The 15,106-nt window shown below is 55.0% G+C and carries 10 protein-coding genes; all 10 read right to left on the minus strand.

What is annotated here, in order from left to right:
* Positions 1-38: 38 nt before the first annotated feature.
* The 10 genes from MKY64_RS14965 to MKY64_RS15010 all read right to left on the minus strand — a co-directional run bounded on the left by MKY64_RS14965 (position 39) and on the right by MKY64_RS15010 (position 15,104).
* The gene (locus MKY64_RS14965; protein ID WP_036724896.1) at positions 39-242 is read right to left on the minus strand and encodes a hypothetical protein; all 204 of its coding nucleotides are present in this window, start codon (positions 240-242) and stop codon (positions 39-41) included.
* A 31-nt stretch (positions 243-273) separates the two neighbouring features.
* Positions 274-1,440 carry a glycoside hydrolase family 27 protein gene (locus MKY64_RS14970; RefSeq protein WP_235191859.1) on the minus strand — a complete coding sequence of 389 codons (1,167 nt, stop codon included), beginning with the start codon at positions 1,438-1,440 and terminating at the stop codon, positions 274-276.
* Positions 1,441-2,286: 846 nt separating this feature from the next.
* Positions 2,287-3,993 carry an RICIN domain-containing protein gene (locus MKY64_RS14975; protein WP_340953911.1) on the minus strand — a complete coding sequence of 569 codons (1,707 nt, stop codon included), beginning with the start codon at positions 3,991-3,993 and terminating at the stop codon, positions 2,287-2,289.
* A gap of 148 nt (positions 3,994-4,141) precedes the next feature.
* Positions 4,142-5,776: a response regulator gene (locus tag MKY64_RS14980; protein WP_340953913.1), complete on the minus strand. Its 1,635-nt coding sequence runs from the start codon at positions 5,774-5,776 to the stop codon at positions 4,142-4,144.
* A complete protein-coding gene (locus MKY64_RS14985) occupies positions 5,754-7,511 on the minus strand; it encodes a sensor histidine kinase (RefSeq protein WP_339255597.1) in 1,758 nt (585 codons plus the stop codon). The genes MKY64_RS14980 and MKY64_RS14985 overlap by 23 nt, the downstream gene beginning before the upstream one ends.
* Before the next feature lie 33 nt (positions 7,512-7,544).
* Positions 7,545-9,218, minus strand: a complete 1,674-nt coding sequence (locus tag MKY64_RS14990; RefSeq protein ID WP_340958083.1) for an extracellular solute-binding protein — start codon at positions 9,216-9,218, stop codon at positions 7,545-7,547.
* A gap of 182 nt (positions 9,219-9,400) precedes the next feature.
* Positions 9,401-10,657, minus strand: a complete 1,257-nt coding sequence (locus MKY64_RS14995; protein WP_445671701.1) for an endo-1,4-beta-xylanase — start codon at positions 10,655-10,657, stop codon at positions 9,401-9,403.
* Between the two features lie 13 nt (positions 10,658-10,670).
* Positions 10,671-11,621: a carbohydrate ABC transporter permease gene (locus MKY64_RS15000; RefSeq protein ID WP_036724912.1), complete on the minus strand. Its 951-nt coding sequence runs from the start codon at positions 11,619-11,621 to the stop codon at positions 10,671-10,673.
* A gap of 16 nt (positions 11,622-11,637) precedes the next feature.
* A complete protein-coding gene (locus MKY64_RS15005) occupies positions 11,638-12,543 on the minus strand; it encodes a carbohydrate ABC transporter permease (RefSeq protein ID WP_245368347.1) in 906 nt (301 codons plus the stop codon).
* Positions 12,540-15,104 carry a DUF5696 domain-containing protein gene (locus MKY64_RS15010; protein WP_340953923.1) on the minus strand — a complete coding sequence of 855 codons (2,565 nt, stop codon included), beginning with the start codon at positions 15,102-15,104 and terminating at the stop codon, positions 12,540-12,542. The genes MKY64_RS15005 and MKY64_RS15010 overlap by 4 nt, the downstream gene beginning before the upstream one ends.
* Between the last annotated feature and the right edge of the window lie 2 nt (positions 15,105-15,106).

A 15,106-nucleotide genomic window follows, 5' to 3' on the forward strand; every position in this document is an offset into this window, starting at 1 on the left:
CGGTCCGCAGCAGTCTGTCCGCTGCTGTCTTCCGGTGACTAACGGAACAGCACGCATTTCCCCGATTCCCTGAAATACTTGATCAGCCGCTCAATCGGCTCGCGTCCGCATTTCAGCTGCTCACCAAGACAGTCGATACACAGGAAATCCTGGGCATTGCGCGTGACCAGCTTCAGGTAAATCGCCACATCATCCGTCATCAGAGGGACCCCGCATTGTCTGCAGGTTCTGTTCATGCTCATACGCTTCTCTTCTTTCTTATCTCTAGACCAATCAGACCAATTTCGCCCGCACGATCAGACAGTCATGGGCTGGAACCACCGGAGCGAACCGTTCTCTGAACACCCCAAGCTCCTTCTGCTCCCAGCAGTCATACAGGGACAGCGATTTGCCGGAGGCATACGGAAGCCCGAAATCCCAGAATTGCAGCGACATCTCTCTTTGACCATCACTCAGATTGAAGAAGCCGATCGCGAGGTCACCGTCTGCTAATACTTTTACCAGCATGAATACTTCATTGGTATGGAACCACTGCGGCTCAGGCTTAATGCGGTAAGCTCCGCGGCCCTCGATATCCTGGTTGATGGCAATCAGATCCGGGTTCAGCAGAATGTTCTTGGTCGCTTCATTCGCCTTGCGGATGTCACTGCCGATCATCAGCGGAGAGCCCAGCAGGCTCCACAGCGAGAAATGCGTCTTGTACTCTACATCCGTGCAGCCGCCGATCTGACTGCCGATGAAGTCACTGTTGCTGCCCCCATACATGCCGACTACCAGCATATCCAGATCGTTATGGCAGTAGGCCCCGGTGTAGGCGGCTTTATCAAGCTGTGACAGCGCCAGCGTCTTGATCGATTCCCAGCTGTCCTGGATATCGCCGGTGGAACGGTACATATGCGCGCCGGATTCACGAATCCACTGGTAGACGTTATCTTCACCCCAGTTACATGCGGAGAAAAGAATGTCTCTTCCGCAGTTCTTAAGTGCGAGACTCATCCGCTTATACAGTAGCTCCCCCGACATATGTCTGGGTTTGAAGCAGTAGTCATACTTCAGGAAGTCTACACCCCATTCCGCCAGCGATGCGGCATCCTGGAATTCATGCTCGAAGCTGCCCGGATACCCGGCGCAGGTATGCGTTCCCACACAAGAGTACATGCCGAACTTCAGTCCCTTGGAGTGAATATAATCTGCAACCGCCTTCATTCCGTTCGGGAATTTGTCCGGGTCAGCCACCAGCTTGCCATCCTTGTCCCGTTCCTTCAGGCTCCAGCAGTCGTCAATCACAATGTATTCGTACCCTGCATCCTTATAACCGTCCGCCACCAGCGTATCGGCCGCTTCCCGGATCAATTGCTCATTGATATCCCAAGTAAAAGTATTCCATGAATTCCATCCCATCGGCGGCGTTAAGCCAAGCTGTTGCTGTTTGTCCATCATTCGTATTCATCCTTTCGAGTCCATCATTAAATAAATAGTTACCAGCTAGTAGTCATCTGCATAAATGCTGTATTCTTTATGTATTTAATCATACCCAAGCCTTGTAATCTATAGCTTAACGTTGCTTTCTTATCGACAAATGTTGCTTTTCTTATATAAGGAGTGAGAGAGTCGCAGGTGTAAAGAGCTTGGTTGGTTTTATGCGGATTGTGATGCTTGTGGGTGCATATGCAGCAACTTCGACGGGAGTGGGCGGGTAGGCTGGTTGAAAAATCACACCTTCTCTCGCCCTGCCGCAAGCAAAACTACTTGTGTCATCTTCTCTCTCGGAAATAGGTGGACAAAGGTATCTTAATTTGCTGGATTCTCAGGATTGGGCGGGAGTAAGTGGAAAAGGAGCATCTAATTAGTTTGATCTCGTTACTTTAGTGGAAATGTGCAAAATTAAGTGTTGTTTATCCAACCATTGCCGTAGGAGGAGCCTTTTGTTCACCAGTAAGTGTATAAAAGGCAACTGTTTCCCTCCACACCTTTGCGCCCGAACCTCCAGCCTTCGCCACCCGTCCTCCACACCTCCTCGCCCGCCGTATGTATTCGGTTTTTCACACATATTTGCCCTCGCACCACCGCACACGCCGAATGTATTCGGTTGTTCACACACATTTGCTCTCGCACCCCCGCACACGCCGAATGTATTCGGTTTTTCACACACATTCGGCCTCGCACCTCCTCGCCCGCCCCCTTTCCCCTGCTTCATCACGCAAAAAGCCCCCTTCCCCCGCGCGGCAATCCGGTACTGTCCCGGACCGCCCTGCAGATGGAGAAGGGGGCTCTTACCATAAAGCTCTAGTTCACCTGAACCAGCTTCCACTGCTGGTGCAGATCGCCGCGGTAGAGGTTCTGCTGGAGCTTCGCGCCGTCTGCGGTGGAGGCTCCTGTGACTTCGACTGCCTTGTTACTGTTCACATTAAGAATGCTCCAGTAGCCGTTGCTCAGCTTGATGAGACGGAACTGCTGGGCGGTGTTGTTCAAATCCTGCATCAGCTGGATGGCTTCGCCGTTATTCTTCGTGCCGTTACGCACATCCATCACCTTATTGTCGGAAGAATTCACGCTGCGCAGCCGGTAAATATTATTGTACGTGCCCATATCCGTAACCGTCCATTGCTGAGCCAGCGCGGTGTTCTCCGGCCACTGCTGGAGCTGAAGGGCGTTCGTATTCTGCCCGTTCGGAACGTCAATCGCTTTGCCTGACGCCCGGTTGATCAGCTTATACTTCGCATTGTTGGTAACCCCGTTCCACACCCCGTTCCAGGGGTTGAACTGTGCCCGCTCGTAGTACCATTCGAAGATAAAGCGCGCCATGCCGTCCCGGGTGGCGTTGCCGTCATAGAGCAGCCCGCCGTCCGGATCGGCGAAGGAGCTTTTGGGACCGGGATCGAGCAGGAAGCCGTTCATATGGACGGCAATGCTGACATTGCCGGCGGCGGTGAAGATCGCTTTGGTATTCTTGCCGAAGCCTGCATTCGTACCGTTGAACAGATCCCAATATGCGGAGTCGCCCGGCTGGTTCTTGAACCAGGTCGTTTCAGTAATATTGATCGGGTAAGCATCGGCAGCAGGCTTGATGCTGCTATCCCAGATCTGCTGTAGCGAGTTGTAATTGTCATAAGCGCCGTAGCCCGGATACCAGTGTACGGCATAGCCGTAATTGTTCAGCGGGTCGGTCAGCGGACTCGATGCCGTCAGCTGATAATGCTGATCCCAGCCGAGGCCTGAAGCCCAGATCACATTATCCGCGCCCTTGCTGCGGATCGTAGAGATCATGGAGTTCTGGAAGTTCTTCAGCGAATTCCAGAACGCTGCGAAGTTAGGCTGGGAGGGATTGCCGCCCCATTGTCCGTTCACATCGCTCAGCACCGGCTCGTTGACCAGCTCGAACATGACATTATCCGCGCTCTTGAGTCCCGGCTGGGAGGCCAGGTAACCCCAGATCTGATTGAACTTGTCCAGATTGGCCTGGGTGGTCGCCTTATTGTCCAGCAGGGTGAAGTCCAGCCCCAGCGTGACATACAGCCCCTTAGTCTTTGCATACTCCACATAGGGAATGATCAGATTCTGGGTAGCTGCCTGAAGGCCCGCGAAGTTATACGTTCCTGCCGCGACATCGCCCATATCCTCCCGGTCGATGAACAGGCGGACCTGATTCGAGTACCAGCCGTGGCTGTTGCCGTATTTGCCGGAGGTGCTGGTGAAGGTATCCGTGATCTCCTTCAGGTACTCCAGAGTGGCCTTATGCCGGTTCCCGCCGTTGCGGTTCAGATAATAATTGCTGTTCTGATACGTCCAGTAAGCCCCGGTAGGCTGATGCCAGCCGCTCAGCAGCACAGGCTGTCCGCTGCTGTTCACCAGCTGATTGCCGCTGACATGCAGCTTGGGAACAGGCGAACCCTCCCAGGCGCTTGCCGTGCCGCCGCCGGACTGCATCGGCGTCAGCAGCAGAGCCAGCATCACCAGCAGCTTCATGGATAAGCTTAACTTCCTTTTTCTCACAGATACCCATCTCCTTCTCATTTCGTGGAATCGGCGGATGCCGTCTTAATGAAAGCGAATACATCTGAATTGTACTCTGCGGGGAGACGGGCTGAAACCTGTGTGATTATAGTTGATAGACTTACAAATTATAGTTGATAGACTCAGATTATAAATTTACATGCAGAGACTCCCTGTATTCCTGGGGGGTCATTCCCGTCATTTTTTTGAAGAACCGGGTGAAGGAATGGTGGGCCTCATAACCGACATACAGCGCCACATCGCGGATTTTGAGCGTTTCATTTCCCAGCAGCTCCTTCGCCTTGACAGCCCGGCATTGATCAATGTACTCAGACAGGTTAATACCCTGCTCCTGCTTGAAGAAGCGGGACAGGTACGACGGATTGAAATAATGCAGCTCAGCCAGCCGCACCAGAGACAGGTCTTCGCCCAAATGGCTGTGGATATAATCGCAGATCCGTTCAATAACCTCCGAGGAGCGTTCCTTCTCGGCTGTGCTTCTCTGCTCGAAGAGATCGGAGGCCAGCCTCTCCAAATAATAGATGCCCTCCCCCAGGGAAGAATGCTCGTCCAGCCGCATCAGCTTGCCATATTCATTGACAAGGCCGTAGAGCTCCGAGCGGTTCATATGGGACAGCAGCACAAGGGCAACTGTATAATACAGCTCGGCGGCTTCTTCCACGGAGACGCCCGAATGAATGCCTTCCCGGATCTCCTCCAGCGTCTCAGCGAACCGCTCCCGCCGTCCGGCATCCAGATGGGCCGCAAGATTCTCCACCCGCTGTTGGAGCCGGACCCCAGTCTCACGGACTGCGTCAGACTCCGGCGGACCGCTGCGGTCAATCTGCACCATGGAGATGCCGTCCCCGATCTTCATCTGCTGCAGCCGGTGAAGCCGCTCGTAATGGCGGCCGGTCTCTGTCCAGGCACAGGCCGAGCCGCTGACCGTAAAAGCAACCGGCAGGCCCAGCGTCTGCCGGCAGGATTCCTGGATCATCTCCAGCGTCCCCTCCAGATACCGCGCGAAATTCACGCCGAAGGCAGCCCCGGCATTATGCAGAGGCTGCAGCAGCCACAGGAGATCCCCGTGCCTGTCAAGCACCCAGGCATGCCGGGTCATCTCCGCCAGATGGGAATTCCAGATCAGCCGGGAAGAGGTCAGAAGCTCACGCCGGTCCATGTAAGAGATGCCCTCCGGGTAGGTAAGCCGTCCAAGAACGAGCATGACCGGGGTATCCGCATTAAGGCTGATACCCAGCTTGCTGAAGTCTGCACGTAACGCATCCGTATCCTTACACAAGGCCTGGCTGTCCTGAAGCAGATGGCGGAGATAATCGCCCTGCGCCGCCGTCTCCATGGAATCGCGCTGCTCCCTGGACTGCTCCAGCAGCTCGCTCAGCATGTTGCCCTGCTCAATCTCCTGCAGCACCTCCTGCACCGTCTCAATAATCTTGTCGAAGCCCTCGGTCTTCAGCAGATAACGGGCCCCGGGAAGCTGCAGCGCACTATAGGCATAATCGAATTCACTATAGCCGGTCAGAAAAACAATCCGTGACCGCGGCCAAAACTCCCGGATTTGCTCAGACATCTCCAGCCCGCTCATGCCGGGCATGCGGATATCGGTCAGCACAATATCGATCCGGGTGCGCGAGAGCCACTCCAGGGCCGCTTTGGCCGAATAGACCTTGTAGACATCAAGCTTGTCCGGAAGCAGCTGGTTGAACGCCTCGTATAAGCCGTCTGTTATTATCTCTTCATCATCAACGATCAATAGTCTGTACAAGACCTTCACCTCCCGTCAGCCTAATCCGGATCTCGACCCGGAGGCCGTTTAACATGCTTCTGTCCAGGAACAGGCCGCTGCCTTCCCCGTAGATTAATTGGATACGCCGGTGGATATTGCTCATGCCGGTGACTTCATGCGTTCCGCCGTTCTGATTCAGCCGCCTTCTCAGAGTCTCGATCCGTTCATCGGTCAGCCCGCTTCCATTATCCTCAACAATAATGCGAATCTCCCGTTCCTCCTGTTCAAAAGAAACCCGCAGCTCCCCATCCTCCGCCTGCTTCTCCAGACAATGCTCATAGGCATTCTCGATAATCGGCTGGAGAATCAGACGCGGAACCCGCAGCTCCTCCATGTCTTCCGGCAGCTCATCGAACTGAACCTGAATGCGCCTGGAGAAGCGCATCTTCTGGATCTCCGTATACATCCGGGAATGGCGCGTCTCCTCCGCAAGCCGGACATTATCCTCTCCGTTACGGGTGATGAACCGGAAATATTCGCCCAGCATGCCGGAGAATTCCTCAATCCGGGAGCTGTCCCCCTGCTTCGCCAGGGCGCTGAGAATGAAGAAACTGTTATAGAGGAAATGCGGATTGATCTGTGACTGGAGCTGCTTCAGCTCCGCCCGCTGCATCATCAGCTTCTGGGTGTAATCCTGGTCAATCAGCATCCGCAGCCGGCTGAGCATCTGGTTGAACCGGAGATACAGATAGCCGAATTCATCCTTGCGGCCATGGTCAATCTGAATATCCAGCGAGCCGCTCTCCATCCGTTTGAAGCTGCGGATCAGCACAAGCAGCGGCTTCTGGACGAACTTATAGGTCGCGTAGGAATAGATCAGCACCGCCAGGAAGGACGCCGCCGCGAACAGCCATGCCCAGACCACGAACTTGGTCAGCGGCCGCTTGACCGCCTTCTCAGGCAAATAGGTGGCCACAGCCATCCCCAGCTTGTCCGAGGTGAAACTGTCAATATGATACCGGATTCCGTCCAGCTCCCAGTTGTACAGATTCCCCTCATCGATCGCCTGGTGATAGCTCTCAATCAGCTCCGGGGAGCTGTTCTCTGTACCGAGTGCATAATCCGTCAGCCGCGAGACCAGCAGCGAGCCGCTCTCCTCGTAGGCGCTAATCGCCCGGAGCGAATCCTTCAGCTTCTCGTTGTCCAGCTCAATCTGTACGATGAAGAGCGGAGGCTCATTCCTCCTGCCGCTGGATTGGGTAACGCTTAGCTCCAGGAAGTTGTTCCAGTTGATCAGCCGGCCTTCTTTTCTGAGATCGACGGACCGGAAGAAATTGAACTTGCTGCTGTCAAAATCATCGATGCCGTTCATCGCGGACAGCGTTTTATTAATGGTACGGATATGAACGAACACATCGCCGATGTAGGCGCTGCTGTTCTTCAGAGAGGTGAGCCGCTGCGTGATGTAGTTCAGGCTCTCCCGCTTTTGAACATCGTCCATGTAATTCCAGGTCACGGCAATCTTGTTCAGCTCGGTATCCTGGGCAAGATCATACTGCTGGATCTCCATCCACTCCACCTCGCGGTTCAGGTCCTCCAGATAATAGGTTAACTGCGACAGGGTCGCTCTGGACAGGTCCTGGCTTGCATTCCTGTAGCTCCAGTTGTAGAGGTAGAGTCCCAGCAGCAGAATCGGCAGAATAATAGCAAGATAAGTGACAACCATCCGGATAAAAATCGTGTGGCGCATCGACACCGCAGGAAACTTAAGCATGTGTACCGCCTCCACTCGTCTGCTCAGGTCCGGTCATTTGCTGCTCCCGCCCTTCTCTGCGTACCAGTCGTTGACCTCAGCCGTAATCTGCTCGCCGCCCAGCTTGTTCCACTGTGCCACGAAATTATCGAACCCGCTGAGCGGTCTGCCCTGAATGATATCAAGAAAGGCATCAATCTGAAGATTATTTAGAATATTCTGCTTCTCGATCATCGTCTCTGTAGGTGCGCCGACGAAGCTCTCATAGAGCAGCTGAGATTTACGTTCATACCCGTCCAGAATGGAAAAAGCACCCGAAGGCCCGTACGTCCGCTCCCAGCCCCAGCCTGTCTCGCTGTCCGCACCTCCTGCCTCGTAAGCAGCAATCCGCTTCTGGATGGTCTTCGCTTCATCCTGAAGCACGGAGGCATCGCCGGTGCGCCGGAAGGTCTCCAGCTCCCGGAAGGCCTCCAGGTTCTTCTGCACCGGAAACGGCGTCACCGGCGACAGCTTCCACACTGCCTGCGGAGCGTTATAGTACCGCTCCACCTCACTCGTTGCCCCCCAATTCTTCTCCAGATGCAGGTTAATCAGCTTAATCAGCGCCTCCGGATGCTGGACGCCTTGCTTGACCGCCAGGAACTGGTTGGTGCTGAACGGAAGCGGCACCTTCGGCGCGGCCCCCGACTCCGAGACCAGCGGGAAGGCTTGCCACTCAGCCTGCGGATTATGCTCACGGCTGGACTGCACGAGGAAGGAGCCCCACTGCTCCCCATACATCATTCCAACCTGCTCATGCTCAATCCAGTCGCTGGCCTTGACCCCGTCCTTGAAGGCGAATTCCCTGTCAATCTGTCCTGTCCGGTACAATTCCTGAAGCACCTGCAGGGCATGCTTGACCTCCGGCTGGATCCCTCCATAGACCAGCTTGCCGGTCTTGTCCTTAATCCAGATTCCGGGATACGCACCATAACCGGCCATGAACCCGGTAAGTCCCATGACCGGGTCCCACAGATATTTGGTGACCGCAAGGCCATAGGTATCATGCTTGCCGTTACCGTCAGGATCTTGCTGCGTAAACGCTTTCGAAATAGCCAGCACCTCTGCCATCGTCTGCGGGGGCTGCAGGCCGAGACGCTCCAGCCAGTCCGTGCGAATCCACAGGAACATCGCGCCCTCAATGGACGAATTGGTCTCCGGGATCGCCATAAGCTTGCCGTCAAGGGTAACCGTCTCGAACGGGCCCGTTCCTTCCTCGCTCAGCACCTTGCGGGTTAACGGGGTTGCATACTGGTCATAGACTTCGCTCAGGTCCTGGATCAGCCCTGCATTGCTCAGCACCCTGAGCTGCGAAGCATTCACCCGCACAATATCAGGGATATCCCCGGAGGCCAGAGATACCCCCAGCTTGCGGGAGTAGATGGAGCTCCACTCCGTCCAATCATAGGTGACCCTAATGCCGAGCACCTCTTCATACAGCTCGGTCCAGCGGTTATGCTCCAGCGACTCTCCCGGCAATTCCTTCAGTATTTCTTCCAGCGCATCGTTGTTCTCACGTACGAACGACAGTTGGATGGGCGGATCATATTTGCTTAGACCCGGCTCTTCATATAACGAAGCGCTCCCCGGCTGTCCCTCAGGAACCGGAGAACGCTCCGCAAGGTTATTGCTTCTCTCACAAGCGGTTAACAGTTGTACGGCCATGCATGCAGCGACAGTCCAGGCCATTGTATTCTTGATTGTTTTGGGCACCAGTTGCAACCTCACTTTGCAAGATTATTTATTACCGGAATATTATATTATCCCGGCAAAAATAATGAAATTGTAAGGTGCATTTCTTGTTTGGCTTACCCGTTCTTTACCAATCAAGTGGAAACGGCTTTGTATGCAACATATAAATTCTTATATTTTTAAAAATCTGTGACCGCCTGGAAGGCCGGTTTGGGCTGATGCTGCCTGTCGAACAGCATCGGCGCCTCGGTCCGCTCGGTCGGGAACGTGCTCAGCCAGGTATGATCATCCGCAATGCCCCAGAACATGACCCCGCTTAACAGCTCCTTCCTGTCTCTTAGAGCAGCGAATAGCTCGCCGTACCGCGCAGCCTGCCGCTGCAGGAGATCCTCAGGAACTACAGGGCCGACATCGCTGAGATCGTTATAGACATACAGGCTCATATCCAGCTCGGTGATCTGATTATCAAGGCCGAGGGCATGGAACTTCTCCATGGACTCGATAATACTCTCCACCGAAGGATAGTCCAGATTAATATGGGTCTGGTGGCCAACCCCGTCAATCGGCACCCCCTTCGCCAGCATGTCCTTCACCAGCTCGTAGAGCCGGTCCCGCTTCTCGGGATTATCTGTGCCGTAATCATTAATATACAGCTTAAGCTCCGGCCCTCCAGCCTTGCGGGCCGCCCGGAAGGCTGTCTCGATGAATTCGGTGCCGGTAATCTTATACCAGTCGCTGGCCCGCATGCCATCCGGGTCTCCAGGCTCAATCACCTCATTCACTACATCCCAGGAGGAGATGTCGTCCTTGTAACGGCTGACAACAGCGGTAATGTAGCTGTCTAGCCGCTTCAGCAGCAGCTTCTTGTTCGCTTCGCGCCCTGCTGCATCGGTCTCATCCGCCATTGCCTGACCGGCTTCGTCCCGGAAGAACCATTCCGGTGTCTGGCTGTGCCACACCAGGGTGTGGAAGCGCAGCCCCATGCCGTTCGCCTTCGCGAAGGCGACGATCCGGTCGGCCCGTTCCCAGGTGAAGGTGCCCTCAGCCGGTGCAATTGCATCCGGCTTCATGGCATTCTCGGCCACGAGCCAGTTCACATGCCGCTTCAGCAGCTCGGCTGCGGGACCCTCCAATTGGTCCGGTTCCACTGCAGCTCCTATAGGAAAGTAATCCGCATAGGCTGCCGCCAGCGGCGGAGCCTCCTGCTGCACCGAAGCTTCTGCCGCAGCTTCAGGCGAAGCTGTAGGGGCAGCGGACGGAGTCCCGGCGGGCGAGGCCGCCGGGGATGACGCTACATTCCCTGGCGGGGATGCAGCAGGAGCCGCATCCCCGCCAGGAGCGGAGCAGCCGGATAACCATAGAAGCGCGGCTGCGAAGACTATACTCCGGGCCAGTCTGGCCGGAGTGCTTGTTCTGTTCTTTTGGTGCACAGTCATCCTCCTTCTACGGTTATCCCACAATCCCGGTACGCTCAATACTCTCCACGAAATACCGCTGCACGAACAGGTAGATAATGATCAGCGGCAGAATCGCCAGCAGAATCCCTGTATCCTGGACCATGCTGAGGTAGAACGGATCAGCCTTGGAATTGGCGCCGTCCTCCAGCAGAATCGCCAGATTATACGGCAGCGAGCCGAGCTGGGTCGCCATCACCTTGCTGGATGTCAGATAAGTCGTGGTGAAGAAGCTGTCGTTCCATTGCCACACAAACGAGAAGAGCAGTACCGTAACAATGGACGGTATCGCGTTAGGCAGCATGATCCGGTAGAAGGTCTTGCCTACCCCGGCCCCGTCGATATAAGCCGCTTCCTCCACCTCTTTGGGAATCCCCCGGAAGAACTGCCGGAAGATGAAAATGTACAGCCCCGCCTTCAGCGAATTCGCCGTAGCAGAGGTTAGAATAAACGGCCAGTAGGTGTTGAGCAGATTCACCGATTTGCCGCCCGTTAAGAGCGGAATCAGCCCCATCAGGCTGAAATCCTTCAAATTCAGGTAGACCGGAATCAGAATCGTGATCGGCGGAACCAGGATCGTCAATATGACCCCGGCGAACAGCAGCTGGCTCCCTTTGAACTTCAGCCGGGCGAAGCCATACCCTGCAAGCGCGCAGGAGATGGCGGTCAAGATTGTAGTCAACGCCGACAGGGTGAAGGTATTCAGCAAGGCCTGCCAGTAATCCATTATTCCAATCGCTTTGACGAAATTGTCGAGCGTGTAATTCTCGGGAAGCCAGACGACAATCGGTGAATACAGATCGCTCTTGGCCTTGAAGGCCGTGGATATCTTCTGGAGTACCGGATAGAGGATCACGAACGACAGGCCTGCAATGAGCGTCAGCCGCACGAAGGACCATATCCATTTCTTCCAGCGTTCGAGCGACAGTAAGCGGGTCGCATGCATTAGTCCCATCCTCCCTTTAATCATAGTAGAAGACCTTCTTCGAGATCAGATAGCTGCTGACGGCCAGAATTAAGGCCACTGCGGCGAAATACAGCCAGGCCATCGCAGAGCTTAGACCGAAGTTGAACTGGGTGAAGCCGGTCTCCCGGATCAGGTCAGTCATGGCGTTATTCGAGAAGGAATCGATAATCGTATAGATGGAATTCACCAGAATGAGCGGGCTGACCATGGGAAAAGTGATTTTCCAGAAGGCCTCATAGCCGGTTGCCCCTTCCATCTTGGACGCCTCATACAGCTGCGGCGAGATGGTCTGGATACCTGCCAGGAAAATCAGAATCTGTACGCCGGACTGGCTCACAATACTATAGATGCGGCTCACGGCGCTGGTCAGATAGTTCACTACCCATTCGCTTAAGCCCGCATCCAGCATCAGCCCCTCCAGCTCGAAGGTGCCCAGTCCCTGAATCGCTCCCGCTCCGGCATTCTGATCGTTGACCGCCTGAATCAGGCTGGTGCTCTCCAGGCTCAGGATGACCCCGGAGGCCAGAATAACGGGAAGGAAGAAAATCGAACGGGCCAGCGATCTGCCGATGAACTTCTGATTCAGCAGCACCGCCAGGAACAGGCTGAAGATGACGATCAGCGGCACATTGATGACCATATTCATAATGGCATCGGCCAGCGAGCGGTTGAATTCGGTATTCACCGTCAGTGCTTCGGCATAATTCTGGAAGCCGCTGAAATGAACAATCAGTCCGTCGGAATTAGCCTGCACCGAGCTTAAGCTGTAGCGCAGCGAAGACAACAACGGAATCAGGAAGAAGAAGATGAACCCCAGCAGCCAGGGCAGCACATAGAAGAAGCCCATTAATGCCTTTTGCTCTTTGTAGGATCTGCGGTCCAGTCTAAGTATGGATTTCAAGATTGCTCACCACCCGTAATATAGCTTTCGGCTTCAACCGTCCGGCCTTCGGCAAGGACTGCGGTCTTATTGTAGTTGACGATGACAGACATCCCGTTACCGTAAGTGCTTTTATAGACACCGTCTGCCAGCTTCTCATGACCCGTCAGCCGCTGATTCTGAACGTTCTTCATCACTCCGTTCACTTCAGTGTACATATCGGCTGCCTGGTTGATCCACTGCTCGTAATTGACCGCATACAGGTTATCGAAGTCGGTATCCTTCACCTTGTAATTAGGCGCATACATCCATTCATAATAGATACCGGAGCCGTACTCCAGACTCTTCAGGATATACTGCCTTGGATTCGTGAACGTGGACAGGTTAAAAGGCTTGCCGGTGTAATTCACATATCCCCGCACCACCATCGGATAGAACGGAATCTCCTCATCCTCCAGCTTGAACCGGCTGCTGGACACCGGAGCATCCGTAATGTCAGAGAGATACGGGAGGGCGTAAGCATTCCCGCCGTCCGCGAGAATGCGCAGGGACTGTCCGGTGATCTTCTCCAGCGATTGGACCGATATCTGCTCGGACGCAGACCGGTCGATTTCTTGATTTTTACGGAAATCGCTGTTCAATTGATCGGCCATATCCCTGAGTGAGATGCCCCCGGTCTGAAACGGCGCAATCTCCTTCAGCGTGGCATCGACATATCCGCCGATCCTGCTTGGCGAAATAATGTAGGCAGGCGTGAAGGAACGGTCCCGCCGGTTCAAAGCCATATTGTACGGATAGACGGCTGCCGGAATCTCACTGAGCATCCGGGAAGCCTTCTGATTAATACGGAAGCCTGAGGTCTGGTTCGCCCGGAGCAGAGCGATGTCAGGGAAGAGCTGAATATCTTGCTCCTTAGCGTATGCAGCCAGCCGGTTCAGTCCCTTGCTGCCGCCGATCGCCTGATCCACAGACAGCCGGTCCGGAACCTTGTGATCGAGGCCCCGGTTGAACCAGCCGGCATATTTCAGCTTGATATGATCAATGCCGCGCTGCTTCATCTGCTCCAAAATGCTCTGGGCCTCTTCGAAGGTCGTCAACGCCTCCAGCGATTGATACGGAATACCCAGGACATGCTTGGTCTTCGTGATTCCGCCCACCAGCTCCAGATAGAACGGCGTATTCACAGGAGCTTCTGCGGAAGCTGCCGGCTGCGCCTCAGGCAGTCCGCCATGCTCCGCCAGATAGCTCTGGTAATAACGCGCCATGCCCGGATAAGAGGCCTCTGCTCCGCTCAGGAACGCGTAACGGACGACATAATCTGTCTTAGGCGGCTCCTGCTGGAATTTCGGCAGGGTGCGGTTCTGATCGCTTGACGTCAGGGTAAGATCTCCCTTGGCAATCAGGGTGAAGCTCGGATACACATAGTTGTATCCATTCAATCTGCCGCTGGTATCCGCGTTGATGGTAGCCAAGGACGCACCTTGTTCAATAATGCCCAGCATGGCGCCTTCCTCCCGGATCAAGCCGAACACCGGCAGCTTGACCTCCTGCTGCTGCGCATAGGCATCTGTGGTCTCCATCGTCCCGTCCACACCATATACCGCCTGCTTATATGCGGGATAACGGATCTTTCCGTTATTGAAATGAATCAGCGCTCCTGAGCCGTCCGGCACCAGGATGGAACCCGAATCCTTGCTCCCTCCGGCACCCAGGAAGCTCAGCAGGGAGATGTCATTCACCGGATAATCCGCAGGATAGCGGATATCCGCTGCCGGAACCTTGACGACCAGCTGATCCCCGTCCAGGGCGTATTCAATGGCGAGCTGAAAAATACGCGGCGCAGGCTTGGTCTGGCTGAGTTTGTTCTCGGCGATGTCCTGCTGCAGATCTTCCTCTGTGTACCCCGCCTTCTCGAAGCCCTTCAGGGTCCGCTCCAGCTGAAGCCCCTTCAGCGCCTCATCGTTTCGCGTATATACCCCGTTCTCCTCATCGAAGGTGTAGGCAATTTTCATCGTCCGCTGCCCGGTCTTATCCATCTTGCTCATGATCTTCTCCTCGAACCGCTCCTTGCCCATCTTCATCGGCAGATCCTCCGCTGTTGCGGCGGTCGTTCCGAACTGGTAGAAGACCTTGACGCCCTCCGGCGTCAGTTCCATCTTCATTTGCTTATGGGCCACGCTGTCCGTATATGAATTGACAGAGCTGACTTGACCCAGGTTGTTATAGAAATCCAGCTTGAGCTGTGCGGACAGCAGGTCTTTATTATCCCCGCTGGCCTTGGCATCCGCTTCACGGTCCAGCGGGTTGCTGTACCAGACCGTCCCGTCCGACAGATTCTTGACGGCGATTCCTCCGGTAGCTTCATCCATGAACAGCCGGAGCTGCGCGTTCTCGAGCACCCCTGTCATGCCGCTCACCCCACTATCGGTGAAGGCAGATTTCAGCGCGCTCCCTTCCGTAAAGGACACTTCAAGATTCGGTTCATGCCCGCTGGCCTGGCTGCCTGAGCTTGACGCCGAACAGCCGGCCAGCACACTCATACTGAAGAGAATCGAGAGCAGCATGATTAACGGCTTCCTCATTC

Source organism: Paenibacillus sp. FSL R7-0210, from assembly GCF_038009085.1.
In the GTDB taxonomy this organism is placed as follows: domain Bacteria; phylum Bacillota; class Bacilli; order Paenibacillales; family Paenibacillaceae; genus Paenibacillus_AQ; species Paenibacillus_AQ silagei.

Excerpts from the sequence above, each read along its gene's own strand:
- MKY64_RS14965 (WP_036724896.1), bottom strand. The coding sequence starts at position 242 with ATGAGCATGAACAGAACCTGCAGACAATGCGGGGTCCCTCTGATGACG.
- MKY64_RS14970 (WP_235191859.1), bottom strand. The coding sequence starts at position 1,440 with ATGATGGACAAACAGCAACAGCTTGGCTTAACGCCGCCGATGGGATGG.
- MKY64_RS14985 (WP_339255597.1), bottom strand. The coding sequence starts at position 7,511 with ATGCTTAAGTTTCCTGCGGTGTCGATGCGCCACACGATTTTTATCCGG.
- MKY64_RS14990 (WP_340958083.1), bottom strand. The coding sequence starts at position 9,218 with ATGGCCTGGACTGTCGCTGCATGCATGGCCGTACAACTGTTAACCGCT.
- MKY64_RS14995 (WP_445671701.1), bottom strand. The coding sequence starts at position 10,657 with ATGACTGTGCACCAAAAGAACAGAACAAGCACTCCGGCCAGACTGGCC.
- MKY64_RS15000 (WP_036724912.1), bottom strand. The coding sequence starts at position 11,621 with ATGCATGCGACCCGCTTACTGTCGCTCGAACGCTGGAAGAAATGGATA.
- MKY64_RS15010 (WP_340953923.1), bottom strand. The coding sequence starts at position 15,104 with ATGAGGAAGCCGTTAATCATGCTGCTCTCGATTCTCTTCAGTATGAGT.